26 protein-coding genes are annotated in these 25597 nt (G+C 61.8%); 10 read left to right on the plus strand and 16 right to left on the minus strand.

Features of this window, described 5'->3' with window-relative positions:
* Nucleotides 1–498 precede the first annotated feature (498 nt).
* Nucleotides 499–1197 (plus strand): LuxR C-terminal-related transcriptional regulator, encoded by a 699-nt coding sequence (locus GR328_RS09910; protein ID WP_160884346.1) that lies wholly within the window; start codon nt 499–501, stop codon nt 1195–1197.
* Nucleotides 1198–1211: 14 nt separating this feature from the next.
* Here the strand turns inward: GR328_RS09910 and GR328_RS09915 are convergent, their stop codons facing one another.
* From GR328_RS09915 to GR328_RS09940, 6 genes are all read right to left on the minus strand, one after another.
* A complete protein-coding gene (locus GR328_RS09915; protein WP_160884347.1) occupies nt 1212–2852 on the minus strand; it encodes a GMC family oxidoreductase in 1641 nt (546 codons plus the stop codon).
* 33 nt (nt 2853–2885) lie between these two features.
* A complete protein-coding gene (locus tag GR328_RS09920; protein WP_160884348.1) occupies nt 2886–3860 on the minus strand; it encodes a branched-chain amino acid ABC transporter permease in 975 nt (324 codons plus the stop codon).
* Nucleotides 3861–3864: 4 nt separating this feature from the next.
* Entirely contained in the window at nt 3865–4752 is an 888-nt protein-coding gene (locus GR328_RS09925) for a branched-chain amino acid ABC transporter permease (protein WP_160884349.1), read from the minus strand.
* Nucleotides 4753–4755: 3 nt separating this feature from the next.
* A complete protein-coding gene (locus tag GR328_RS09930; RefSeq protein ID WP_160884350.1) occupies nt 4756–5463 on the minus strand; it encodes an ABC transporter ATP-binding protein in 708 nt (235 codons plus the stop codon).
* Complete coding sequence (locus tag GR328_RS09935) at nt 5456–6214, minus strand: ABC transporter ATP-binding protein (protein ID WP_160884351.1); 759 nt, start codon at nt 6212–6214, stop codon at nt 5456–5458. Before GR328_RS09935 ends, GR328_RS09930 begins: the two co-directional genes overlap by 8 nt.
* A gap of 86 nt (nt 6215–6300) precedes the next feature.
* Nucleotides 6301–7509, minus strand: coding sequence for an ABC transporter substrate-binding protein (locus tag GR328_RS09940; protein ID WP_160884352.1), 1209 nt, complete (start codon nt 7507–7509; stop codon nt 6301–6303).
* A 292-nt stretch (nt 7510–7801) separates the two neighbouring features.
* On the opposite strand from GR328_RS09940, the gene GR328_RS09945 reads away from it, so the two are divergent.
* Nucleotides 7802–9289, plus strand: a complete 1488-nt coding sequence (locus GR328_RS09945; protein ID WP_160884353.1) for an NAD-dependent succinate-semialdehyde dehydrogenase — start codon at nt 7802–7804, stop codon at nt 9287–9289.
* A 40-nt stretch (nt 9290–9329) separates the two neighbouring features.
* On the opposite strand, the gene GR328_RS09950 is transcribed toward GR328_RS09945, so the two are convergent.
* The 6 genes from GR328_RS09950 to GR328_RS09975 all read right to left on the minus strand — a co-directional run bounded on the left by GR328_RS09950 (nt 9330) and on the right by GR328_RS09975 (nt 15162).
* Entirely contained in the window at nt 9330–10172 is an 843-nt protein-coding gene (locus GR328_RS09950) for an endonuclease/exonuclease/phosphatase family protein (RefSeq protein WP_160884354.1), read from the minus strand.
* On the minus strand, nt 10172–10981 hold the full coding sequence (locus GR328_RS09955; protein WP_160884355.1) for a carbohydrate ABC transporter permease: 810 nt from the start codon (nt 10979–10981) through the stop codon (nt 10172–10174). The genes GR328_RS09950 and GR328_RS09955 overlap by 1 nt, the downstream gene beginning before the upstream one ends.
* Nucleotides 10978–11895 carry a carbohydrate ABC transporter permease gene (locus tag GR328_RS09960; RefSeq protein ID WP_160884356.1) on the minus strand — a complete coding sequence of 306 codons (918 nt, stop codon included), beginning with the start codon at nt 11893–11895 and terminating at the stop codon, nt 10978–10980. The genes GR328_RS09955 and GR328_RS09960 overlap by 4 nt, the downstream gene beginning before the upstream one ends.
* An 80-nt stretch (nt 11896–11975) precedes the next feature.
* Nucleotides 11976–13256 (minus strand): ABC transporter substrate-binding protein, encoded by a 1281-nt coding sequence (locus GR328_RS09965; protein ID WP_160884357.1) that lies wholly within the window; start codon nt 13254–13256, stop codon nt 11976–11978.
* Nucleotides 13257–13301: 45 nt separating this feature from the next.
* Nucleotides 13302–14330, minus strand: coding sequence for an ABC transporter ATP-binding protein (locus GR328_RS09970; protein WP_160884358.1), 1029 nt, complete (start codon nt 14328–14330; stop codon nt 13302–13304).
* 34 nt (nt 14331–14364) lie between these two features.
* Entirely contained in the window at nt 14365–15162 is a 798-nt protein-coding gene (locus GR328_RS09975) for an HAD family hydrolase (RefSeq protein ID WP_160884359.1), read from the minus strand.
* A gap of 197 nt (nt 15163–15359) precedes the next feature.
* Between GR328_RS09975 and GR328_RS09980 the strand changes: the two genes are divergently transcribed.
* Together GR328_RS09980 and GR328_RS09985 are read left to right on the plus strand one after the other, a co-directional pair.
* Nucleotides 15360–16160, plus strand: a complete 801-nt coding sequence (locus GR328_RS09980) for a DeoR family transcriptional regulator (protein ID WP_160884360.1) — start codon at nt 15360–15362, stop codon at nt 16158–16160.
* 58 nt (nt 16161–16218) lie between these two features.
* On the plus strand, nt 16219–17469 hold the full coding sequence (locus GR328_RS09985) for a glycerate kinase type-2 family protein (protein ID WP_160884361.1): 1251 nt from the start codon (nt 16219–16221) through the stop codon (nt 17467–17469).
* On the opposite strand, the gene GR328_RS09990 is transcribed toward GR328_RS09985, so the two are convergent.
* On the minus strand, nt 17466–18155 hold the full coding sequence (locus GR328_RS09990; protein ID WP_160884362.1) for a sensor histidine kinase: 690 nt from the start codon (nt 18153–18155) through the stop codon (nt 17466–17468). The genes GR328_RS09985 and GR328_RS09990 overlap by 4 nt on opposite strands.
* 428 nt (nt 18156–18583) lie before the next feature.
* Between GR328_RS09990 and GR328_RS09995 the strand changes: the two genes are divergently transcribed.
* Nucleotides 18584–18760, plus strand: coding sequence for a CsbD family protein (locus tag GR328_RS09995; protein ID WP_160884363.1), 177 nt, complete (start codon nt 18584–18586; stop codon nt 18758–18760).
* 44 nt (nt 18761–18804) lie between these two features.
* Here the strand turns inward: GR328_RS09995 and GR328_RS10000 are convergent, their stop codons facing one another.
* From GR328_RS10000 to GR328_RS10010, 3 genes are all read right to left on the minus strand, one after another.
* Nucleotides 18805–19038 (minus strand): sulfurtransferase TusA family protein, encoded by a 234-nt coding sequence (locus GR328_RS10000; protein WP_343039342.1) that lies wholly within the window; start codon nt 19036–19038, stop codon nt 18805–18807.
* Between the two features lie 84 nt (nt 19039–19122).
* Nucleotides 19123–19755, minus strand: coding sequence for a molybdenum cofactor guanylyltransferase MobA (mobA, locus tag GR328_RS10005; RefSeq protein ID WP_160884364.1), 633 nt, complete (start codon nt 19753–19755; stop codon nt 19123–19125).
* A gap of 7 nt (nt 19756–19762) precedes the next feature.
* Entirely contained in the window at nt 19763–20890 is a 1128-nt protein-coding gene (locus tag GR328_RS10010) for a P-loop NTPase (RefSeq protein ID WP_160884365.1), read from the minus strand.
* Between the two features lie 220 nt (nt 20891–21110).
* Between GR328_RS10010 and GR328_RS10015 the strand changes: the two genes are divergently transcribed.
* The 5 genes from GR328_RS10015 (at nt 21111) to GR328_RS10035 (ending at nt 25597) form a co-directional block, all read left to right on the plus strand.
* Nucleotides 21111–21614 (plus strand): pyridoxamine 5'-phosphate oxidase family protein, encoded by a 504-nt coding sequence (locus tag GR328_RS10015; RefSeq protein WP_160884366.1) that lies wholly within the window; start codon nt 21111–21113, stop codon nt 21612–21614.
* A gap of 185 nt (nt 21615–21799) precedes the next feature.
* Nucleotides 21800–23065 carry a PQQ-dependent sugar dehydrogenase gene (locus tag GR328_RS10020; protein WP_160884367.1) on the plus strand — a complete coding sequence of 422 codons (1266 nt, stop codon included), beginning with the start codon at nt 21800–21802 and terminating at the stop codon, nt 23063–23065.
* A gap of 55 nt (nt 23066–23120) precedes the next feature.
* On the plus strand, nt 23121–23450 hold the full coding sequence (locus GR328_RS10025) for a c-type cytochrome (RefSeq protein WP_160884368.1): 330 nt from the start codon (nt 23121–23123) through the stop codon (nt 23448–23450).
* Nucleotides 23451–23534: 84 nt separating this feature from the next.
* The gene (pncB, locus tag GR328_RS10030; protein ID WP_160884369.1) at nt 23535–24827 is read left to right on the plus strand and encodes a nicotinate phosphoribosyltransferase; all 1293 of its coding nucleotides are present in this window, start codon (nt 23535–23537) and stop codon (nt 24825–24827) included.
* 5 nt (nt 24828–24832) lie between these two features.
* Nucleotides 24833–25597, plus strand: a complete 765-nt coding sequence (locus tag GR328_RS10035; protein ID WP_160884370.1) for a LamB/YcsF family protein — start codon at nt 24833–24835, stop codon at nt 25595–25597.

Consider the following 25597-nt stretch of genomic DNA (forward strand, 5'->3'; position numbering starts at 1 on the left):
ATAAGGGCAGGCCGGTTCTTTGAGGTCTGACATGGTGTTGCGGTCCCTTCGTGGGGCGTTTCCATGAGTCTGATGCCAGGGATGTAGTCCTCCCCCCACCGGGCAAGCTCTTTACCTCAGATCGGGCTGGAATGGCATAGTCTAGTCGAGAGAATTTGATCTTAGGGCGGCATTGGAGCAGCTGTTCCGGCGGGCAAGCGAGAAAGGCGACACATCCTTCATACGATATATCATCTAGGATGCTGGTTGGCACGTTAACAAATATTTAACAGATGTGAATAGGAGGTCATTGTAGGAATTCAGCGAATAAGCTAATTTCCCTAGAGGAAAGTCTCGTATTCCCTCGCGTTTGGACTGAAGACCAGAAAAGGCTCTCCTATGCGGAAAACCTACGATCTTGATGGCTCGTCCCTCCCGAGTGTGCCGCTCACGAGAGACGGCGGGCAAACCCGATACCTGGAACTGGCCCGCGCATCAGATGCGTCCCAGGACCGCTATATGGCTTCCCAGTCAATCCCGACTTTCCTTGTCGAGTCAAATACTCTGCTGCGAGAGGGGTTGAGGCGGATTCTGGCGGAGACGGCTTATAATCCTGTTGCTTTATCCTCGAGTTTCGAGGGGGTCCTCACGGACTGGGAGCCAAACTACACGCCGTTTCTGCTGATCATGGACAGTGCGCGAGATCACGACGAGGCCTGTGTCCAGGTTCGGCGTATCAAACAGCAATATGCCTCTGCCCGGGTGATGATGCTGGTCGACGAGTACGACCTCAAGCAGATCATCTCGGCTTTCCAGGCAGGAGCGGATGCGTATCTCGTGAAGTCTGTCTCCTGTGAAATCCTGGTGAAGACTCTTGATCTCGTCATGCTCGGGGAGGTCGTGTTCCCCTCGGCCGTTCTCGAACTGTTGAACAAGCATGTTCTTCGGCCAACTGAAGGGGCGGAAGCGCAAGGCGCTCCAAAGCCCTCCGACGAGCACTTCCAAAGCAAAGGGTTGTCCGTCCGCGAAACGGTGATCCTGCGCTGCCTCATGGAGGGTGATTCGAACAAGCTCATCGCGCGCAAGTTCGATATCACCGAGGCAACGGTCAAGGTTCACGTCAAGGCGATCCTGCGCAAGATTCACGCGAAGAACAGGACGCAGGCCGCCATCTGGGCGGCGAGTCATCTGCCCGCCGACGGGCAGATCTCGGCCTGAGACGTCGACTTAGCTCAGGCCGACTGCCTGATGACTTCTACCGAGCGCGCGTGATCCTCCAGAATCATGGCGGCTCCTTTTTCTGCGATCATGAGCGTAGGCGAATTGGTATTTCCGCTGGTGATCGTGGGCATGACCGAGGCATCGATGACGCGCAGGCCCTCAATGCCACGAACCCGCAGGCGCTCATCCGTGACGGCCATGGGATCGTTCTCGGATCCCATCTTGGCCGTGCCGACCGGATGGAAAATGGTAGTGCCGATATCGCGGGCACCATGAAGCAGCTCGTCGTCGGTGTTCAGATGCGCCCCGGGCTTGTATTCCTCGGGTCGGTACTTCTGGAGCGCCGGCATCGAAATGACATGGCGGACGATACGCAGGGAATCGACCGCAACCCGCTGATCCTCCGCCGTCGACAAGTAATTAGGCCGAATCGACGGTGCGTCGGCGGCATTGCCGCTGCGAATTCTGATGCTGCCACGGCTCGTCGGCCGCAGGTTGCAGACGCTTGCCGTGAAAGCAGGGAAGGGGTGCGGCTCCTCCCCGAACTTGTCGAGCGACAGGGGCTGGATGTGAAATTGAAGGTTGGGCGTGGCGTAATCCGGTGAGGAGCGGGTGAAGGCCCCCAGCTGTGATGGCGCCATGGTGAGCGGCCCGCGCCGGAATAGGGCATATTCCAGCGCCATGAAGCCTCTCTTCATGAGCGAGCGGTATTCCTCGTTGAGGGTGCGCACTCCGTGGACTTTGTAGACGGGCCGTAGTTGCAGATGATCCTGGAGGTTCTCGCCGACGCCCGGCAAGTGCCGAAGAACCTGAATGCCATGCTCCTGCAGGAGATTGCCGTCCCCGATGCCGGACAGTTGCAAGATCTGCGGAGAGGCCACAGCCCCGGCGGACAGGATGACTTCCTTGCGCGCGCGGATGCATCGAAGCGTGCCCTGCTGCTGGATCTCGACTCCGGTAGCCTGCATGCCTTCAAAGAGGATGCGCGTGGCGTGCGCATTGACCTCGAGCTTCAGGTTCGGGCGTGAAAGAGCCGGCTTCAGGAAGCCGCGCGCAGCCGACCAGCGTCTCCCATTCTTCTGGTTAACGTGGAAGTAGGAAATTCCCTCGTTGCTGCCGGTGTTGAAATCGGTCGTGCGGGGAATGCCGGCCTGTACGGCGGCCTCGATGAAGGTGTCGAGAATGTCCCAGCGCATGCGGGGCGGTTCGACGCGCCATTCTCCGCCGCTGCCGTGATGCTCGCCCGCGCCGAGATAGTGATCAAGGTGCTGACGGAAGATGGGCCGCACGTCATCCCAGCCCCATCCTTTCAAGCCCATCTGGCGCCAGTTATCGTAATCCTCGCGCTGACCGCGCATGTAGATCATAGCGTTGATGGCCGAGCAGCCGCCCAGGACCTTGCCGCGCGGATAGTTCAGAGCGCGCCCGTTGAGCCCGGGCTCGCTCTCGGTCTTGAACATCCAGTCCGAACGCGGATTGCCGATGGCGAACAGGTAGCCAACGGGAATGTGGAACCAGATCCAGTTGTCCTTCCCTCCCGCCTCAATCAGGCAGACGGAATTGCGGGGATCCTTCGAGAGGCGGTTCGCCAGAACGCAACCTGCCGAACCTCCTCCGATGATGACGTAGTCGAACGTGGTGCTGTCTGACATGACACGCCTCAATGAGTAACCAAGGGCATCGCCTCAAGCGGTGCCTTTGGGTTTGCGCTTCATGAACTCCAGGATCTCGCCCACGATGCCGCGGCGGAACAGCAGCACGCAGATGACGAAGATGATGCCGATCAGAACCGTCACAGGGAATTGGGACGAGGCGAGATAGTTCTGCAGGGCGATCACCAATCCCGCTCCCACGATTGGGCCGATCATGGTGCCGATGCCGCCGAGAAGCGTCATGAGGATGACTTCGCCAGACATCTGCCATTGCACGTCCGTGAGCGTGGCGAACTGGAAGACGATGGCTTTCGTTCCACCCGCGAGACCTGCGAGGGCCGCGGACATGACGAAAGCGCCGAGCTTGTAGCGGTCGACCCTGTAACCGAGCGAGATGGCGCGCCTCTCGTTTTCGCGAATGGCCTTGAGAATATTGCCGAAGGGCGAGTTCACGATGCGCCAAATGGCAAACAGACCGAACAGGAAGATTGCCAGCGTCAGATAGTACATCGCGTGCGGCTGATTGAGATCGATGATGCCAAGCAGGTGGCCGCGCGGTACGCCCTGGATGCCGTCCTCGCCGTGAGTGAACGGGGCCTGGAGACAGATGAAGGCGAACATCTGCGAAAGGGCCAGGGTGATCATCGCGAAGTAGATGCCCTGACGCCGGATGGCGAGAAAGCCGATGATGAGGCCCATGCCCGCAGCACCGGCGGCGCCGAGCAAGATACCCGAGAGAGGCTCCCACCCCCATACCTTGACCGCATGGGCGGTGAAGTAAGCCGCGCCGCCGAAGAAGGCGGCGTGTCCGAAGGAGAGGAGCCCGACATAGCCGATGAGCAGGTTGAACGCGCAGGCGAACAGCGCGAAGCAAAGAATGCTCATCAGGAAGATGGGGTAGAAGAAGAACGGAGCTGCGAGCAGGGCCGCGAGGGCGACCCCGCCGAGGACGAACGAGGTGGTGCGCAGCCTGGGCTGCTCTGCCAGGTACTGGGTTCCAACAGCCATGATATCACTCCTCCCGCCCGAATAGACCTGCCGGCCTGACGAGCAGAACGATGGCCATGATCACAAAGATAACGATGCTCGACGCTTCCGGGTAGAAAACCTTCGTCAGGCCCTCCAGCACGCCGAGCACATAGCCGGTCACGATGGCGCCGAGAATCGACCCCATGCCGCCGACCACGACAACGGCAAAGACGACGATGATGAGATTGGAGCCCATCAGCGGGCTGACCTGATAGATCGGGGCCGCCAGGACACCGGCAAGGGCAGCGAGCGCTGCGCCCAGCCCATAGGTCAGTGTCAGAAGAAGCGGCACGTTCACGCCGAAGGCCTGAACGAGCGTGGCATTTTCCGTGGCCGCCCGGAGATAGGCGCCAAGTCTCGTCTTCTCGATGAGGAGCCACGTGCCCAGGCAGACGAAGAGGGAGGCGGCAACCACCCATCCGCGATAGATCGGCATGAACATGAAGCCGAGATTGAGTGCGCCGGTCAGCTGAGCTGGGGGGGCATAGGGTTTGCCAGCCGCGCCGAACCAATGACGGAACGCGCCTTCGAAGATGAGAGCCAGACCGAAGGTCAGCAGGAGGCCGTAGAGAGGATCCAGGCCATAGAGCCGCCTCAGCATGAACCGCTCGATGACGATCGCTACCGCGCCGACGAGGAGGGGCGCGAGAACGAGAGACGGCCAATAGCTGATCCCGGCGTAGGTCAGCAGGAGATAGGCGGCGAAGGCGCCGAGCATGTACTGGGCGCCGTGGGTAAAGTTGATCACCCGCAGCAGGCCGAAGATGACCGCGAGTCCTAGGCTGAGCATGGCGTAGAAGGAGCCGTTGATCAGGCCGATCAGGATCTGGCCGTAGAGGGCAGGGGTGGGAATGCCGAAAATCGTACTCATGCTTTACACTCCCAGCACTTCGTGGAGCTCGTCCATACGCGCATCGAGTTCGTGGCCGGGGAAGGAATTGACCATGCGCCCGTCCTCCATGAGGTAGAAGCGGTCGGCCACCTTGCGGGCGAAGCGGAAATTCTGTTCCACGAGCAGAATTGTCATGCCGCGTTCCTTGAGGGCGATGAGAACGTCGCCGATGCGCTGGACGATCACGGGAGCAAGGCCTTCGGTCGGCTCGTCGAGCAGGATGATTTTCGCCCCTGTGCGCAGGATGCGGGCGATCGCGAGCATCTGCTGCTCGCCGCCGGAGAGTTTCGTGCCCTGGCTGGAGCGGCGCTCATGCAGATTGGGGAAGAGCGTGTAGATTTCATCGATGCTCATTCCGCCGTCCGAGACATTCGGCGGCAGAGTAAGGTTCTCGGCCACGGTAAGGCTTGCGAAGATCCCGCGCTCCTCGGGTACATAGCCGATGCCCGCCTGCGCCACCTTGTGAAGGGGAAGGGCGAGGAGATCTTTGTCTCGCAGGCGGATGACGCCCTCGCGACGGCGCAGGATGCCCATGATGGCGCGCAGGGTCGTGGTCTTGCCCGCGCCGTTGCGGCCGAGCAGCGTCACCGTCTCGCCTTCGCGAATGTCCAGATCGACTCCGTGAAGGACGTGGCTTTCTCCGTACCAGGCATTCAGCCCGCGGACTTCGAGAAGAGGCGCATTACTCATGCTCGGTTCCCATATAGGCTTCGCGCACGCGCGGATCGGCGCTGACGGTCGCGTAGGAGCCGTCGGAAAGGATTTCACCTCGCGCCAGAACGGTGACGCGATCGCACAGATCCGCCACGACATTCAGGTTGTGCTCCACCATGAGCACCGTGCGGTTCTTGGCGACTCGTCTGATCAGGTCGGCGATGCGGCCGATGTCTTCATGCCCCATGCCGGCCATGGGCTCGTCGAGCAGGAGCATGGCAGGATCGAGAGCCAGCGTCGTCGCGATCTCGAGAGCGCGCTTGCGGCCGTAGGACAGTTCCGAAGCCGTAAGGTGCGCATAAGCGGATAGATTGACGGCGTCGATCAATTCCATCGCGCGCTCGTCGAGAACCGAGAGGCTGCTGAATGGAAGCCAGAACTGGGTGGCGAGCCCCTTCGGCCGCTGCAGAGCCACGCGCACGTTGTCCAGCACAGAGAGATGCGGAAAGACGGCGGAGATCTGGAACGAGCGCACGAGGCCAAGGCGTGCTACCTCGGCGGGCCTCATTCCCGTAATGTCACTTCCACGAAAGACGATTTGCCCTCGCGTGGGTGTGAGGAACTTGGTGAGAAGGTTGAAGACCGTGGTCTTGCCGGCGCCGTTTGGGCCGATCAAGGCATGGATCGTTCCTTCGTTTACGGACAGCGTCACATCCTTCACCGCAACGAAGCCGCGAAACTCCATGGTGAGGCCTGTGGCGCTCAAAATCGGTTGAGTACTGACCATCTGTCGGCCGCTGATCCCGAGCAATGAAGAGGCATGAATGAAAAGACGAGGACGGCCCGCGCCGTCCCCGCCTCTTCGCTAGGTGTTTACTGCGTGAGCTGGCAGCCGCTTTCGGAAGCCTTCATGTAGGCCTGATCACCGGGAATCGTGGCCAGCTGCTTGTACATGTCCCATTCGCCCTTGCTCTCCTCTGGCTTCTTCACCTGGAAGAGATACATGTCGTAGACCATGCGGCCGTTGGGCAGCACCTTTCCGTTCTTGGTGAAGGCATCCTGGACGGGCATTTCGTGCAGGGCCTTCGCAACGGCCTCGGTTTCGTCCGTTCCGGCCTTCTGAACGGCTTTCAGATACTGCATCACGGTGGAGTAGGTGCCCACATGGATCATGTTGGGCATCTTGCCGGTCTTGGCCTGGAAACGCTTGGCGAAGGCGCGGTTCTCGTCGTTTTGGTCCCAGTACCAACCTTCCGTGAGGGTCAGGCCCTGCGCGGCCTGCAGGCCCAGGCCCTTCACCTCGGCGAGTGTGAAGAGAAGTGCCGCGAGGCGCGTGCCATCCTGGGTGATGCCGAACTCGGCGGCCTGCTTGATGGCGTTCGCCGTGTCGAGCCCCGCATTGGCCAAGCCGATGACGTTCGCTCCGGAGCTTTGCGCCTGCAGCAGGAAGGACGAATAGTCGGTCGCCGCCAGCGGGTGGCGGACGGAGCCGACGACCTGACCGCCCTTGGACTTCACGAATTTCGAGGTCTGCTCCTCCAGGGAATAGCCGAAGGCATAATCGGCGGTCAGGAAGAACCACTTGTTGCCGCCGTTCTCCACCAGCGCGCCGCCGGTGCCGACGGCCAGGGCGTGGGTGTCGTAGGCCCAGTGGAAGCCGTAAGGAGAGCATTGCTTGCCGGTGAGGTCGGTCGTCGCCGCACCGGTGGTCATGGTGATCTTCTTCTTTTCCTTGGAAAGGCCCTGAACCGCCAGCGCGACGGAGGACGTCGTCAGCTCCATGATGGAATCGACCTTTTCCGTGTCGTACCATTGCCGGGCGATGCTGGAGGCCACGTCGGGCTTGTTCTGATGGTCGGCGTTCACGATCTCGACAGGGGCGCCTAGGACCTTGCCGCCGAAATCCTCCACGGCCATGCGGGCCGCCTCGACGGAAGACTTGCCGCCGAAATCGGCGTAGACGCCGGACTGATCGTTGAGAATGCCGATCTTCACCACGCCATCGGAGATCTGCTGGGCATAGGCTGCCTGCGCTGCCACGGTGCAGCTCAAGGCGAACAGAATGGGTTTGAGAACTCGCATCGTCTTCCTTCCCTCTATTGTCTAAGTGCAGGTTGGTCCTGCCATGTATCGGACCGCATGGTGAAACCCTCCATGAGGCCGGTCAAGACAAGGTAACGAGGCTATACGCCTTAACAACGCGACAGGCCTTCATCCTTAAGTCGCAAATATGCCCAAAGTCACGGGTCCATGTGGAAGGGCGGCCCGCTCCACATTCACCGCAACCCTGGCCGGGGCGGAAAGCGGTGTTCATGGAGGGCTGAAGCCCCTATAAACACCTCGTCATTTTCCCTTACCAGGACTGGAGTCTCCCATGACAGCACACAATCCTCCGGAACGTCGCGTCCCTGACCTGAAGGACCCGTCCTTGCTGGTGTCCAGGGCCTATGTGGCAGGCGAGTGGGTGGATGCGGCCGATGGAAAGACCATTCCCGTGACCGACCCCTTCGACGGCGCCCTCATCGCGTCCGTGCCCGACCTCGGGGCAGAGGCCGCCCGCAGGGCCATCGACAAGGCCCACGAAGTCCAGAAAAGCTGGGCCAAGCGCACGGCCAAGGAGCGCAGCCAGATCCTGCGCACGTGGTACGACCTCATCATCGCCAATGCCGACGATCTGGCTCTCATCCTCACCACCGAGCAGGGCAAGCCGCTGGCGGAAGCCAGGGGCGAGGTGATCTCGAACGCGGCCTATATCGAATGGTTCGCGGAGGAGGCCAAGCGCATCGACGGAGACATCATTCCCGGCGCGAATCCCAGCCAGCGCATCCTCGTGCTCAAACAGCCGGTGGGCGTATGCGCGGCCATTACCCCCTGGAACTTCCCCAATGGCATGATCACCCGCAAGGTCGGTCCGGCCTTGGCGGCCGGTTGCACCATGGTGCTCAAGCCTGCGGCGCAGACGCCGCTCTCGGCTCTCGCACTCGCCGTGCTCGCCGAGCGGGCAGGCGTGCCCAAGGGCGCATTCTCGGTGATCACGACGAACGAGGCGAAACCCATCGGCGAAGAGTTCTGCCACAACCCAAAAGTGGCCAAGATCACCTTCACCGGCTCGACCAATGTCGGCCGCTGGCTGATGCGGGAGGCGGGCGACAGCATTAAGCGCCTGTCGCTGGAACTCGGCGGCAACGCACCCTTCATCGTGTTCGACGATGCCGATCTGGATGCCGCGGTGGAAGGCGCCACGGCGTCGAAGTTCCGCAATGCCGGCCAGACCTGCGTCTGCGCCAACCGTATCTACGTGCAGGAGAGCGTTGCTGAGGCCTTTGCCGAGAAGCTCGCCGCCAAGGCGAGGAGCCTGAAACTCGGCCGTGGTACGGAAGCAGGCGTGGCCATGGGCCCGCTGATCGACGACAGGGCCGTGGCGAAGATGGAGGACCACGTGGCCGATGCGCTCGAGAAGGGCGGGAAGGTGCTCGTGGGCGGCAAGCGCTCGGATCTGGGCGGCACCTTCTTCGAGCCGACGGTGATGACGGGCATCAACCAGAGCATGAAGGTCACGAAGGAAGAGACCTTCGCGCCGCTGGCTCCGATCATCACCTTCAGGGACGAGGCGGATGTGATCGCCATGGCCAATGACACGGAATACGGACTGGCGTCGTACTTCTATGCCAAGGACATGGCGCGGGTCTGGCGGGTGGCGGAGGCGCTGGAGAGCGGCATGGTCGGAGTGAATACGCCTGCCCTCGCCAACGAGATGGCACCGTTCGGCGGCATCAAGCAGTCGGGTCTCGGCCGTGAGGGCTCCAAGTACGGCATCGAGGGCTTCCTCGAAATCAAGTACGTCTGCCTCGCAGGCATGTAACGAACGAAGCCGGGCTGCCTTACAGCCCGGCATTTCATCGTCAGGTCCGGAGGGTGAGCGTCACCGGCTGATGGTCGGAGGCCGTCGTCTCCACGTCGACGCGCAAGTCGATGATCCGGTCAGCCAGATTTTCCGACATGAAGATGTAGTCGCGGCAATGAGGCCCTTGCGGCCATTGCTTGAAATCCGCGACGCCGGTCGTGGGCGCGTGCGGTGCATCGCCATGTCTGATCATCCACGCATCCACGAACGACGGAACACCGGACGCGAAGGGCTTGCGCATCTCCGTATGGAGCGCATCCTCCGGACCGAGGTTGAAATCGCCGCAGACGAGGGCGCCGACGGGTGCGGGGAGAGAGCGGTAGGGTCCTTCGGACCGATCGCGATAGGTGAGCCTGGCGCGCTTCTCATGCTCCTCGTGGAGCTTGCGGATATGCTTGACCTGGGCTTTCCGGTGCTCGTCCGAGTGATACTCGAGATGGCAGGTCGTGACGCGGATAGGACCGAAGCCCGTTGCCACGACGACCTCGAGCGCCTGACGCTGCATGCTTCGGCACTCGGTCGCGGGCCAGGGCAGCATGTGACTTGTCACTTCCATGACCGCCAAGCGCGAGAGGATCATGTTGCCGAAGACCTGCGGACGGCCTTTCTCGTCCCGGCGCTCCACGGCCGGGCGGAACACGGGCGTGTAGCCGGGCAGGAGCGAGGCAAGGATCGCGGGCTGATCCTCGCCGCCGTCATGGGGCGCGAAACCGTGCGAGACCTCCTGGAAGCAGAACACGTCCGCATCACTCAGCGCCTTCGCGGTCTCGACGATGCGGTGGAGATCGACCTTGCCGTCGCAGCCAAGGCCCCACTGGATGTTCCATGTCACGAGCTTCATCAGCGGATGCCTGCGCGCATGAAGGATTGGACGAACTGACGCTGGAACAGAAGAAAGGCCAGGAGGAGCGGTCCCATGGTCATCACGGTGGCCGCCGTAATGACGGACCAGTCTACGCCCGTCTCAGGGGCTCCGAATACGGCGAGGCCCACCGTGAGCGGACGGCTCTCCACCGAGTTGGTGACGATGAGCGGCCAAAGGAAGTTGTTCCAGTGATAGCTCACGGATACGAGGCCGAAGGCGATGTAGGTGGTCTTGGCCAACGGCACGAAGACCCGCCACAGGACGCCGAACGAGGATGCGCCTTCCACTCGTGCTGCTTCCACGAGTTCGTTCGGTACGCTCTTGAAGGTCTGGCGCAGCAGGAAGATGCCGAAGGCCGAGGCAATGTAGGGCAGGGCGATGGCCGGGATCGTGTCGAGCAGACTGAGCGCGCTGATCACGCGGTAGTTCTCCACGATCAGCACGTCCGGCATGATCATGAGCTGCACCAGTACCAGGGCGAACAGGACGTCGCGCCCGAAGAAGCGGAAGCGCGCGAAGGCATAGGCCGCCAGCGTGGCAACGACCAACTGGCCGGCGAGCACCATGGTCACCAGCGTCACGGTGTTGAGATAATACCGCGCAAAGGGCGCCTGATTCCACGCGCGAGCGAAATTGTCCAGCGTCAGCGGGGCTGTGAGATCGAAGCGCGTGGCGTATTCCGAGGGATGGAACGCGCTCCACAGGCTATAGGCTACCGGCAGCAGCCACAGGAGAGCGAGAGCCCACGCAGCAATGGTTTCGACCGAATGGCCTTGTTGTCTCATTGGTAGTGAATCCTGCGGTCGAGATAGACGAACTTGGTGAGAGCGACAGCAGCGAGGATCGCGATCAGCGTCACCGTCAGCGTAGCGGCGAAGGCGGTGTCCTGGAAGGTGAAGGCGACTTCGTAGATGTAGTAGAGCAGAAGCGAGCTCGCGTTGTTCGGTCCGCCCTTGGTCATGATGACGAGCTGATCGACGAGCTTGAAGGAATTGATGAGCGCGTTGATCGAGATAAACAGGGTGGTCGGCATCAGGAGCGGCAGCGTCACGCGGCGGAAGAAGTACCATCGGCTGGCTCCCTCGACCTCGGCGGCCTCCTTCAGCTCGGGCGGAATGGTCTGCAGAGCCGCGAGATAGAAGATCATGAAGAAGCCTGCTTCCTTCCAGACTACCATGGCGGCAAGGCAGCTCATGACGGTGGACGGATCCCCCAGCCAGTTGTGGCCGGCAAAGCCGAGGCTCTTCAAGAACTGGTCGAGCAGGCCATAATTCGGCGTGTAGAAGAACAGCCAGATATTCGCCACCGCGATCATCGGAAGGACGGTCGGCGTGAAGAAGGCAAGACGCAGGAAGGATCGGCCCGCCATTTTCTTGTCCACCCACACGGCCATCAGGAGCGCGAGCGCGATGCTGGTCGGAACGGTGGCGATCGCGAACACGATGTTGTTGCGCAGCACCTGCCAGAAGACATCGTCCTCCAGCATGTAGGTATAGTTTTCCAGGCCGACGAATTCGGAGGCGCCGCCCCGGCTCAGGGAGAAGAAACTGTGATAGAGCGTCGCCAGAATCGGATAATGGGTAAAGGTCGCCAGGAGAACGACAGCCGGCAGCAGGAGCAGCCAGGCGTTCGCGTTCGTCAGCCACGCCCTGCGTCTGACAGCCCTGGGCTCTGCGGCACTCATGACGGCGGATACCATCGCTTTCTCCTGCGAAACCGAAAAATGTGCTGCGGCGAGAACCCGCCGCAGCACGTGAGGCCTGTTTACCGTGTGGCCCGTTACTTGTAGCGGCTGAGGACGCGCTCGGACTGCTTCTGAGCGCTGTCGAGAGCTTCCTGGGGCGTCTGTGTGCTGGTGACGGCCGCCTGCACCGCATCGTTGACAATCTTGTAGATGCGTCCGTTGTCATGCACCGACAGTTCTGCCACGGCATGTTCCAGCTGATCGCGCGCCACGACGGCCTGCGGGAACTCCTTGACGTAGTTCTTCATAACGTCGGTCTCGTAGGCGGCGGGCGTCACCGCCACATAGCCGGTCTTGATGCTCCACTCGGCGGCGCGTTCGGGAGCAGTCATCCAGCGGATGAACTTCACGGCAGCCTGCTGCTGCTCGGGAGTCGCGCTCTTGAACACATAGAAGTTGCCGCCGCCGGTCGGAGAGCCGCGGCGCTCCTTGGCCGGAAGCATGGCGACGCCGAAATTGAACTTCGCTCCTTCCTTCACCGCCGTCAGGTTGCCGGTGGTGTGCCACATCATGGCCGTCTTGCCCTCCAGGAAGTCCGTGCGCAGGGTGCCCCACTCCACGGCGCCCTTCGGCATCACACCTTCCTTCGCTGCGAGATCGACCCAGTACTGCAGGGCCTCAACGGTCTTGGGCGCGTTGAAGGAGACCTGGTTGCCGGCCTCGTTCATGAGCTTCTGACCGTTCTGGATGGCCAGCGCCTGGAGCATCCAGTAGCCGTAGCCCGTGGAGGGAATTTCCACGCCCCAGCGGGTCACGTTGCCGGAGGCGTCCTTCTTTACGAGCTTCTTCGACACCTCGACCATTTCTGCCCAGGTTGCCGGCGGCTTCTCCGGATCAAGGCCCGCTTCCTTGAAAGCGTCCTTGTTGTAGTAGAGGACGATGGTAGAGCGCTGGAACGGAACGCTCCAGGTCTTACCTTCAGCGCGGCCGTTTTCCATGAAAGCCGGATAGAAGCTGTTCAGCCATTCCTTGTCGGCGCCGGGAATCTCGTCGATCGGCACGATCGCCTTCTCGTCCATGAGCGTGAAGAGATCGGTGGAGAACAGAACCGAGAGCTGCGGAGGCTGGCCACCCTTCATGGCGGTCATGGCCTTGGTCATCGTGTCTGTGTAGTTGCCAGCATAGACGGCTTCCACCTTGATGTCCGGGTTCTCATTCTGGAACCTCTGAACCATGTCGTCGATGACCTTCGTGACCGGCCCGCCGACGGCGACGGGATAGTACATCGTCAGGTCGACGGCTTGAGCGACGCTGGCGCTTAGGCTCGCCACGGTCATGAGGCCTGCGGTGAGCAGGGCTTTCGTCTTGAACTTCATTGTCCTCCCCTTTCCGGGTTTAGAAGCACGCGCCAGCGGCCTCGGCTACTGGCGCTCATTCAGAGGAAAGCCTCGGTGGGGCAGATGGCTGCCCGCCCGACGCTTTCCGCTGTCCCTGTCAAACAGATGTATGTGACGGTTTTGCCATCCGAGAGCCACTTGTGCACCGGTCGGCAGGTCACAATAGCCGGTCTGGCGGACGGAGACGGTCTCGCCCTTCACGTCACAGAGGATGATGCTGTCGGCGCCCAGATACTCCACCGCCTTGACCGTTGCCGGAACACCGCCGTTCTCCACAAGGGAAATATGCTCCGGCCGGATGCCTAGGACGGCGCCGGCCTCCCAGGAGATGATGTTCATGGGCGGCGTGCCGATGAAGCGGGCGGTGAAATCGCTCGCAGGCTCGTTGTAAAGCTCGTGCGGGGCGCCGTTCTGCTCGATATGTCCGTCGCGCATCAGGATCACCCGGTCGGCCATGGTCATGGCCTCGGTCTGATCGTGGGTGACATAGACCATGGTCATGCCGAGCCGCTGCTGAAGGCTGCGGATTTCCGTGCGCATCTCGTGGCGAAGCTTGGCGTCGAGATTCGACAGCGGCTCGTCCATCAGGCAGACGGGGGCTTCCGCAATAATGGCCCGACCCAGAGCCACGCGCTGGCGCTGGCCACCCGAGAGCTGGGACGGCTTGCGCTCGAGCAGATGGCTCAGGCCTACGATGTCCGCCACCTTCCTGAGGCGTGCGTCGCGTTCCGCCCGTCCGACTCCGCGCACGCGCAGGCCGAAGATGATGTTCTCCGCCACGTTCAGGTGAGGGAACAGCGCATAGGACTGGAACACCATCGAGATATTACGCTGTGCAGGCGAGAGATGGGTCACATCCCGGCCGCCGATGGTGATGGTGCCGGAATCGACCTCCTCCAGCCCTGCGATCAGGCGCAGGGTCGTCGACTTGCCGCAGCCCGAGGGGCCGAGCAGAACCAGGAGCGTTCCCGCATCGGCCTTGAAGCTGATGCGATTGACGCCACCGACGCCGCCCCATGTTTTCGATACTGCGTTGACGACAATCTCGGACATCGGCGTAATCCCTGAGGCCTGAAGTAGAAAGCTGTTAGCCTCTGGCGGCAAGGAGAAGTTCGGCCAGTTCGGCGAAACCGTCTCCTGAATGCCCCTTGGCGACATAAGCCGGCCTGTGTTTCAGCCGGTGCTCGAAATCGTGAATGTTGGCGACGCCGACACTGAGCGGAAAGGCGGCGAACATGGGCTCGTCGTTCGGCGAGTCGCCCGCATAGACGACGGAATTTCGTGCCTGCTCCCAGTCCAGGCCGAACACATCGCCCAGGAGGGTCTTGGCCATGCTGAGCTTGTTGTAGTCCCCGAACCATCCGTTCACATGAATGGAGCTGACCTTCGCCTGCGCGCCGTGGCGCTCGAAGATGGCCACAATCCTGTCGACCTCCGCCTCGGGCAGGGGCGGGACGTCCTCGCAGAAGTCGATGGCGAGGTCGGCCAGCCGGTAGGACTGGTCGCTGGCGAGCGCCGATCCGGGAACGGAGGAAAGGACCTCCTTCTCGATGGCATCGAGCCTGGCGCGGTTCTGCCTCAGCTCTTCCGGCGTGGCCCAGAAATGCTGCTCCATCTTCTTCCGCTGGCGATCGTAGCGGAAATAGAAGGCGCCATTCTCTCCGACGACGGCATCCACCGGCCACATGCGGGCGATGTGATCGCACCATCCGGCGGGGCGCCCCGTCACGGGGATCACAAGGAAGCCGGCTCGCTGCAGTCTTTCCAGCGCCGTATAGGCGGAGGCTGTCAGCACACCCTCCGTCGTGATGGTGTCGTCGATGTCGGAGAGGATGATGCGCACGGAACGCGCCTCTTCCACCGGAAGCTGAGAAAGAGGAATCATGCCGCCGCTCCACGTGTGTCGGAGCGGGGGGAGCGTAGACCAGTCACATGCATTCGCAGGCGTTTCCTTAACGGCATTTCAGACCTTGATAGAAGCCTAGATAACAAAATTTGGAGGATCAAGCATACTAATGTGGGATGTCCCAACACTTTTGACGGGGTTACGATATTCCTGACCTTGAACCGGAGACCCCCGCCGTGACCTTCTATGAAGGCAAGAAAGCCGCGCGTCAGCGTCTGATCGTGGCTGAGCTGGGCTTGAGCCCGGCTGTGCGAACGTCGGACCTCGCTCGCAGACTCGGCGTTTCGGCGGAGACGGTCCGGCGCGACATCGAGGAGCTGACCCAGCGAGGTCTTGTCAGCCGCACCTATGGAGGAGCGGCCGGGCGGCAGCTCGGGCTCCAGCCCGTCTTCCAGGACCGGAACACTCTCGCCGTGGAAGAGCGCGAGGTGATCGCTCGAGCCGCCGCCGGGCTGGTGAAACCGGGCGACGTGATCATGATCGATTCCGGCTCCACGACGGCGCGTTTCGCCCATGTTCTCGCCGAGACCGCCGTGAGGATCACGGTTATTACCAACTGCTTCGCCGTCGCCAACACCCTGGTGACGCAGCATCATGTGCGGGTCCTGTTTTGCCCGGGGGAATTCTCTTCCCACGAGCGCGGCGTCTACGGCTCCGAAACCTGCGCCTTCCTCCAGCGCTTCAACGCGGACATCGCTTTCATCGGTGCCAGCGGACTCACCCTCGAGGGGCCGAACGACGTGGAAACGCAGGCTTGCTGGGTGAAGCGCACGATGATCGGGCGAGCCGAGCGCAAGGTCCTTCTCCTCGACGGATCGAAATTCAACAGACGTCATCTCGAGCTTGTCTGCCCCTTGGCGGAATTATCGGACATCGTCACGGACCGCCCTCCGGATCCTGCCCTGGTCGCCAGGATTGAGGCCAGCAATGTGTCCCTGCATCTTGCCCGGGACAGATCCGTCCCGGCGGAGGCCTGATGGCCGCGGGCCGACTCTCAGCTCTTCACGGCCGCCATATCTCAAGTAAGGTGTCGGCATGACAGACGATGCCCTGATCCTGCGGGCCTTGTTCGACGCGGCCCTGGAGGCGGCCCTCCCGGACGGAAAGTTCGAGGGATGTTTGCCGTCGCGGCCAAAGGGCAGAACAATCGTACTTGGAGCCGGAAAAGCATCCGCCCGCATGGCGGCCGCTTTCGAGAGGGCCTGGATGCCAGCGGGCGGCGCCTGCGAGGGGTTGGTTGTCACGCGCTATGGTCATGCGGTGCCCACCCGCTCCATCGAGATCGTCGAGGCCGCCCACCCGGTTCCCGACGAGGCCGGTCTGAATGCCGCCCGGCGCATTCTCGCGCTGGCTCATGAGGCGGGTCCCGACGATCTCGTCGTGTGCCTGATCTCCGGTGGAGCGTCGGCGCTCCTTTCGTTGCCAGCCGAAGGCGTCACCCTGGCGGACAAGCAGGCGCTGAATCGAACGCTGCTGAAATCCGGGGCGCCGATCGGGGAGATGAACCTCGCCCGCAAATCGCTCTCTGCCATCAAAGGCGGACGGCTCGCGGCGGCGGTCGCCCCGGCGCAGCTCGTCACTTATCTCATTTCCGACGTGCCGGGGGACGACCCTTCCAGCATCGGCTCCGGCCCGACGATTCCGGAGCGGGTCGATCCTCGATCGGTTCTGTCCATCCTCCGCAGATACGATATCGATGTACCTCCCCATATAGCGACGGCCATTCAGGCGAATGTCGTCGGGGGTTCGGTCGTGGGTGGCGCCGTGCACATGCTGGCGACGCCCAAGATGGCGCTCGACGCAGCCGCCTCCAAGGCGCGGGAGTTCGGCCTGATGCCGCTGATCCTGGGTGATGCCATCGAAGGCGAGGCGCGGGAGGCCGGGCGCGTGATGGCGGGCATCGCGCGCTCGGTGAAGCGGCACGGCGAGCCTGTTGGCGCGCCTTGCGTGCTTCTGTCGGGCGGGGAGACGACTGTGACCGTTCGCGGGTACGGGCGGGGCGGGCGCAACGCGGAATTCCTGCTGTCGCTCGCCTTGGCGCTGCGCGGTGATGCGGGCCTCTCGGCAATTGCCTGCGATACGGACGGTATCGACGGGTCGGAGGACAATGCGGGGGCATGGTTCGATGAGGCCACGTTCGCCGCCGCTCATGAGCGGGGCGTGGATCTCGCCGGACATCTTGCCGAGAACGACGCCTATACGGTCTTCGCGCAGCTCGACAGGCTGGTCGTCACGGGTCCGACCTTGACCAACGTCAACGATTTTCGCGCTATCCTCATCCGCTAGAGAACGTCGACTGCGCCCGCAACATTCTTCTCCGGGATCGACAGCGTGACGGTGGTCCCGTACCCCTCTGTGCTGGCGATCCCGAGTGATCCGCCATGAAGCCTCAGGATGTGCCAGGCCAAGCTGAGGCCGAGCCCCGTTCCGGGATAATCCTTGGTGTTACGGCCCCGAAAGAACGGCAGCATGAGGAAAGGAAGATCCAGATCGGGAATGCCAATCCCCTGGTCCTCGATCTGAATCGAGATGACATTCGGCGCCGCACGCGCCGTCACGGCGATGGGGCGATCGGGCGGTGAATATTTCATGGCGTTGGAAAGCACGATCACGAGGGCCTGCTCCAGTAGGATGGGATCGCCCACAATGGTGCTCGGGAGGCCTTGAACATCGATGGCCAGCGGGCGGCTGGGCTCGTGGCTGATCTGCTCCCGGCATGCGCGCCTGATCAGGGCTTCCGGGTTGAACTCGGTCGGATTCAGAAGAACACCTCCCGCGCTGGACCGGGTATAGGACAGGACCATCTCGATCAGCTCGTCGAGCCGCAGGCTGGCACGCCAGATCCTCTCGGCGCGATTTCTAACCTCCTTTGCGCTGAGCCGCTCCGCCCGCCGCACGAGGCCTTGCGCAAGGGCGCAAATGGTGGAAAGCGGCGTTTTGATCTGGTGGGCGAGGAGAGCAACCGGGTCCAATGGCCGAGACGCCTTCTGCTTGCTGGCTCGTGAGCTTGCCGGGCGTGTGGTTCTGGAAGACTTCTTGTGTGGCCTTTGAGTGGGAGACACCGGATACTCGCGCATGTCAATGATATAACGTAAGATCGACTCCCTGAATTAGCGCGCCAAGCCTCCTTGTCCATTGGAAAGGGTGAATGAAAGAAAGATCGCTTCGACAATGAGCGGGCACCCGTCTCCGGAAACTGAATAATCGAATTTATACTTCAGAATAGTGTAAGTAATATTATGATGATATGGTCAGATGTGGCGAATCGGGAGCTTGCATATCAAGCAATAGAAGCAGCGTGCCATGCATAATTTGCGGTGAAGGGCAGATTTATTGTGGAGCTTGAAACGGATTTGCGGCCGATGCGTTGGTTCGTGGAGCGCATGAAAGGAGAAACATCGTGGATCATGATCGCAGCGAAGGCAGCATGAAGAACATCAAGGGCCGCGTGAAGGAAGGTCTCGGCAAGTCGCTTGGCGATTCCAAGATGGAAACAGAGGGCAAGATGGACAGGGCCGAGGGCCGTGTCCAGAACACCATCGGCGGCATGAAGGACAGTCTCCGCAAGAGCACCTGACCCAGGAAGATCCGAAAGTGGAGGCCCGGCGTTCAGCCGGGCTTTCATTGGGTTGCCGGAACCGCCTTGGCGATCAGGAAAATCATGTGCTTCTCGTCCCGACGCTGCTCGATGAGCACGTCGCCCAGTTCTCGTACGAGGTTGGGCAGATCGATACCTGCGAGAGGATCGGTGCAGATCACGCGCAGTTGGTCGCCTGGGTTCATGCTGAGCAGCGTCTTGCGGGTTCGCAGCGCCGGGAGCGGGCACTTCAAGCCGGATAGATCCAGTTCAATCACCGAAATCCTCCCGTCCTGCCTGCTCGCCGTACAAAATTTCCATTTTGGTGCGTGAAAGTGGATCCATTGTTCACGTCCGATGCCTTAGCGGTGAGTATCGGCGCGCTCCGCGAGCGCACGCGCAGCAATCAGATCTGCCGGGCTATTGATGTTGAAGAACGGGTCGAATGGCTCTGTCGGCCAGGAGGCCGTCGCCAGCCCGTGAGCCCTTGCCCAGTCTTCGACCCGGCGCACGCCCTCGCTTGTGAGCGCATGGCGCAAGTCATGACGCAGATCGACCGGCCACAGGCCAATGGTGTAGTGGTTGTGGGCCCCGGAGGCGGCGCAGGCGAGGGGCTTTTTCTCCGCCTCTCGCGCTGCATGGAGCCTCGTAACGAGATCGTGGGGAATGAACGGGGTGTCACCTGGAGTGCTGACGACCCACGCGATCGAGGGACGGTGAACGGCAGCCCATTCGAGTGCGGCCAGAATGCCTGCGAGAGGGCCCGGGCGCCCCGGTATGGAATCGGGGATCATGGTCAGCCGGCTCTCGGAAAACCGCGCCGGGTCGTCATTCGCATTGAGGACCACACTCTCGCATTGCGGCGTCAGGCGCTGCTCCACGGAGGCAAGTAGGGAGCGGCTCCCGAGCATCAGGAGCGCCTTGTCGCCCCCGCCCATTCGCCGTGCCAGGCCTCCCGCCAGTATGGCACCAAGGGTCGCCGGATAAGGCCTCATGCAAGGTTCACTCGATCACGATGCGCGGTGCGGGGCGTGCCGCCGCGCCGCCGGACAATGCCGTCCAGACCTGCTGCGCCATGTCCTTGTAGATCCTGGCGTGCGGCCCCTCCGGATCCGCTGCGGCGACGGGGCGTCCCGCATCGGACAACTCGCGAATGGTCATGTTGAGCGGAACCTCGCCAAGGAAGGGAACGCCCAGGCGCTCGGCCTCCGAACGCGCGCCGCCATGCCCGAAGATGTGCGAGGCCTGGCCGCAATGGGGGCAGACGAAAGTGGCCATGTTCTCGATGATGCCGAGGATCGGGATCTCGACGCGCTTGAACATCGATACGCCCCTCCGTGCGTCGATGAGCGCCAGGTCCTGCGGCGTGGAGACGATGACGGCGCCCGCGAGCGGTGTCGCCTGCGCCATGGTGAGCTGGGCATCCCCAGTTCCCGGAGGCATGTCGACCACGAGCACGTCGAGATCGCCCCAGGCGACCTCGCGCAGCATCTGGGTGATCGCCGACATGACCATTGGGCCGCGCCAGATCATCGCGGCTTCCTCTTCGACGAGAAAACCGATGGACATGACCTTGAGGCCATAGGCCTCCATGGGCTCAAGAACGCGGTTTTCGAGCAGCTTCGGCTTGCCGTGAATGCCAAAGAGCTTGGGCATCGAAGGGCCGTAGATATCCGCATCGAGAACGCCGACCTTCAGGCCCAGCGCCTTGAGGGCCAGGGCGAGGTTGCAGGCCGTCGTCGACTTGCCCACCCCGCCCTTGCCGGAGGCTACGGCGATCACGTGCTTCACGCCCGGGATACGTTGATTCCCAGCCTGCGCGGCGGCCCGCGGGCGCTGCGCGGCGGCCGGGGGTGGGGACGGCGCCCTCGTGCCGGCCGGCCGGTCGGCGGTGAGGCTCGCGAAAACCCCCTTCACGCCGGGCAGCCCCTGAACGGCTGCGGCTGCGGCCTGGCGGACCCGTTCCATTTCCTGGGCTTCGGACGGGTCGATGGCGATCGAGAACATCACCCGCCCTGCATCGTCGATGTGAACGTCCGAGAGGCGTCCCGAAGCGACGAGATCGGTTCCTCCCGCATCGACCCGTATGGCCGAGAGCGCCTGCAACACATGTTCACGGGTAATCGTCACGATGGAGGCTCCTGAACTGCGATTCAATAAACTGTTGAACCTCATGTATAGGCTTGAGCCCCATCCGTTAAGGCGTCGGCCGACTGTCATTAGCGATAACCGAACCAAAACTCGCCCTGCCCGTTGTTCAGTTGATCCCTCGCGGCTGAGCCGGCCTGCCGAAGAGCTGCGCTTGCGCATCGCCGACCAGAGACGATGCAGTGGATATCAGGAGAGGATGATGCATCAACACGGCCATAACGATCCGAACGCCAAAAAGCTCTACGAGCTGATCAAGGATGTGAAGATCGCCATGATGACCACCGTTGACACGGACGGCACGCTGCACAGTCGCCCCATGTACAGCCAGGAGGTCGACGAGCATGGCGATCTCTGGTTCTTTACCCAAATCCAATCCCCTAAGATGACGGAAGTGTCCCGCGACAATGAAGTCAATTTGGGCTTCAGCGATCCTGGCAGCCAGACCTATGTGTCCGTTTCCGGGAAGGCCGAGATCGTGCGCGACAGGGCCAAGATCGAGGAGAAATGGTCGGAGCCGCTGCGGGCTTGGTTCCCGGAAGGCAAGGACGATCCGCAGATCGCCCTGATCCGCGTGCATCCCTCGAAAGGCGAATACTGGGATAGCCCATCCTCCACGATCGTCCACCTCTATGGATATGCGAAGGCCGCATTGACCGGCCAGCAGCCCAACCCGGGCGATCAGGCGAAAGTGAACCTGAGCTGATCTGCTCAGCAGGATCGCAAGCAGGAAGGGCCGTTCAGCGGCCCTTTTTCGTTCCCGCCGTTTGCTTCTTTCTTTCGAGCGCCAGCTTGAGTATAATCAACGGCAATAAAACAAAGCAACTCGGAGCCAATCCGAAGATCGACAAGAACGAATACAGCAAAGGGGGCGCTCCCAGGGAGGGAAGGATGAAATCCGTCTGGCTTGCCGCCGTTTCCACTGTTGCGTTGGCGTCTTCGAGTTTCGCTCAACCTGCAGCCCAGCCGCCGACCAGTAATCTCGAGAAGCTTTCGTCGTTCCAGAGCACCGGAACGGAAGAGCCGAAGCCTATTCCTCAAGAAGGCCGGCGCGCCGATGCGATCCGCAGGAATCTTGAGAAGATCAAGTTGCCGGCAGGTTTCAAGATCGATCTTTATGCCATCGTGCCGGACGCGCGCCACATGGCGGTGGGACCTTCGACCGGAGTCGTGTTCGTCGGGACGCGCAAGAGTAACGTTTATGTGGTGACGGATCGCGACAAGGACCGCGTGGCGGACGAGGTGAAGCAGTTTGCCCCCTCCGTGCAGTTCAAGATCCCCAACGGCGTCTGCTTCTCTCGTGACGGCATGCTCTACGTCGTCGAGCAGAACCGGGTGCTGCAATTCCCTGCGGCCGAGTTCTTCTATGAGGGGCCTGATGTCGCCGCCTTCCAGGTGGTCAAGCAGGGCGAACTGATTCCGCCAGCCGAGGAAAGCTACAATCACACGGCCCGCGTCTGCCGGGTGGGGCCCGACAACAAGCTCTATATCGCTCTCGGCCAGCCCTTCAACGTCCCGGCGAAGGAGAAGATGGAGCTTTATCGGAAAACCGGCATCGGCGGCATCGTCCGCATGGATCAGGACGGCAAGAACCGGGAGGTCTACGCTACAGGGATCCGCAACTCGGTTGGAATCGAATTCAATCCAGCTGACAAATCCCTTTGGTTCACCGACAATCAGGTGGATGGCATGGGTGACGACCAGCCCCCCGGCGAGTTGAACCGTGCGGTTCAGATGGGCCAGAACTTCGGCTTTCCGTATTACGGCGGCGGCATGGTTCGCACCGTCGAGTACAAGGATGACCAGGTCCCCGCAGGCAGTGTGGCGCCGCAAGCGGAAATGGCAGCGCATGCCGCCGATCTCGGTCTCACATTCTATGCCGGCAATATGTTCCCCCGATCGTATCATGGGGGCATTTTCTCCGCGCAACACGGGTCCTGGAACCGAACGAAGCCGGTAGGCGCAAGGGTGATGTTCACGCCTCTCAAGCCCGACGGCACGGCAGACAAGCCCCAGGTCTTCGCCGAGGGCTGGCTCAACGAGAATGGCGAGTATCTCGGCCGCCCGGTGGATGTCGCCACGCTGCTCGACGGCTCGCTCCTGGTCTCCGACGACACGGCCGGTGCAATCTATCGCATCTCCTACGAGGGCCAATAAGTCGGCCCGCACGGGCGCGTTCGAGGACGCGCCCGTTCTTCCGAAAGGCAGGATCATGAAATCGACCGATGCCCTGGCTCTGCTCGGGGCTTTTCTGAGTTGCCTCGCGCCGAGCGCCGTGGAAGCGGCCGATGCCAGGGCAGGGCGCCAGAAGATCACCGCTTGCCAAGCCTGTCACGGGCTGGACGGGCTTTCGAAGAACCCCGAAGCGCCCAATCTCGCAGGGCAGATCGAGGGCTACCTCGTAAAGGCGCTGATGGAGTACAAGTCCGGAACCCGTAAGAACGAGAGCATGAATATCGTTACGAAAGATCTCTCGGACCAGGATTTGGCCGACATGGCGGCCTATTACTCGTCGATTGAGATTGACGTGCTGCCGCCGTGAGACCGGGGAATGCCGCACGTCACCCTTTCATCGGCTAGAAGCCTTCGCTATTGTCCAGCCTCCCGAAATGGCTAGGAGCAGGCGATGGTGGACATCGCGACCAGGGTCTACAATCACACCTGGAAGATCGACCCGATCGTTCGGTCGGTCCTTGACACGGACTTTTACAAACTCCTGATGGCGCAGACGATCTTTCGCCGCCATCGGGACGTGCGGGTGACTTTCGGTATCCATAATCGCACCACCCGGATCCGCCTGGCCGACATCATCGATGCAGGTGAGCTGCGTGAGCAGCTTGACCACGTGCGGACCCTCTGCCTGACGCGTGGCGAGTCCACCTGGCTTCGCGGCAATACCTTTTACGGAAAGCGGCAGATGTTCTCGCCGGAGTTTATGGACTGGCTCGAGACTTTCCGTTTTCCGGAATACCTCCTGGAAAAGGAGGATGGTCAGTACGTGCTCACCTTTCATGGACCGTGGATCGAAACCACCATGTGGGAGATCCCGGCGCTCGCCATCCTCAACGAACTGCGCTCACGCGGGGTCTTGAGGGGGATGGGCAAGTTCGAGTTGCAGGTGCTCTATGCCCGTGCCATGACGCGCGTCTGGGAGAAGATCGAGCGTCTGAGAAAGCTGCCGGATCTCTCGATCTCGGATTTCGGTACACGCCGCCGTCACGGTTTTCTCTGGCAGGATTGGTGCGTGCAGGCCATGAGCGAAGGCTTGGGGCCGTCCTTCCTGGGCACGTCGAACTGCCTGATCGCCATGCGCCGCGAGGTGGAGGCGGTGGGGACCAATGCTCACGAGCTTCCCATGGTCTATGCCGCCCTGACGAACAGCGACGAAGAACTGGCGAAGGCTCCCTATCATGTGCTCGTCGATTGGCAGGAGGATTACGAGGGGAATCTGCGCGTCATCCTGCCCGATACCTACGGCACGACGAACTTCCTCCGGAATGCCCCCGATTGGGTATCCTCCTGGACCGGCATCCGCATCGACTCCAAGGATCCCATCGAGGGAGGCGAGGAGGCGATCGAATGGTGGCGGCAGCGGGGACAGAACCCGCGCGAGAAACTAGCCATCTTCTCCGACGGACTCGACGTCGATGTGATCGAACGCATTCACGGGCATTTCCGGGGTCGCATGCGCATAGGTTACGGCTGGGGCACGCTGCTCACGAACGATTTCCGCGGGTTCGTTCCGGAGGGCGGGCTCGATCCCATTTCCATCGTCTGCAAGGTCGTTTCCGCTGATGGCCGCCCAACCGTGAAACTCTCGGACAACCCGACGAAGGCGTTGGGGCCGGAGGGCGAGGTCGAGCGTTACAAGCGGGTGTTCCATGTGGGTATGCAAAACGCGCAACCAGTTGTGGTGTGAGGACAATGAAGGTCGATCTGAACAGCGATATGGGCGAAAGTTTCGGGGCTTGGTCGATGGGCGACGACGAGGCGATGTTGGACATCGTCTCCTCGGCGAATATCGCGTGCGGCTTTCATGCGGGCGATCCGTCCACCATGTTCCGCACGGCGGAGATAGCCAAGCGCAAAGGCGTGGCGATCGGCGCGCATCCTGGTTTCAACGATCTGCACGGCTTCGGCAGGCGCATGATCCGCGGCGATTCTCCTGCCGAGATCGAGCGCATGATCGCCTACCAGATCGGTGCGATGCAGGCCGTTGCCGCGCTGGCCGGGCACAAGGTCACTTATGTGAAGGTCCACGGCGCGCTCAACAACATGGCGAACGAGGATGAGAGTCTGGCGCTTGCCATCGCCCGCGCCGTCAAGGGGGTCGATGCAAGCCTCATCAACGTGTGCATTCCGGGACTTCTGATGGAGAAGGCATCGGAAGCCGTCGGTATTCCGGTAGTGCGGGAGTTTTTCGCCGATCGCACCTATGAGGACGATGGCTCTCTGACCAGCCGCAAGAAGCCCGGCTCCGTTCTGCACGATGCGGACGCAGCGGCAGAGCGCGTGCTGCGCACGTTGCAGGAAGGGACTGTCGTCTCGACATCGGGAAAACGCATCCCCATCGAGATCGATACGATCTGCGTGCACGGTGACGAGCCGAGCGCCGTCGCCATGGCGCGCACCGTCAGGGCAAAGCTCGAAGCCAACGGCATCGCCATCGCTCCGTTCTCCGGGGCGTAG

This window comes from Microvirga makkahensis (assembly GCF_009830105.1).
GTDB lineage: Bacteria > Pseudomonadota > Alphaproteobacteria > Rhizobiales > Beijerinckiaceae > Microvirga > Microvirga makkahensis.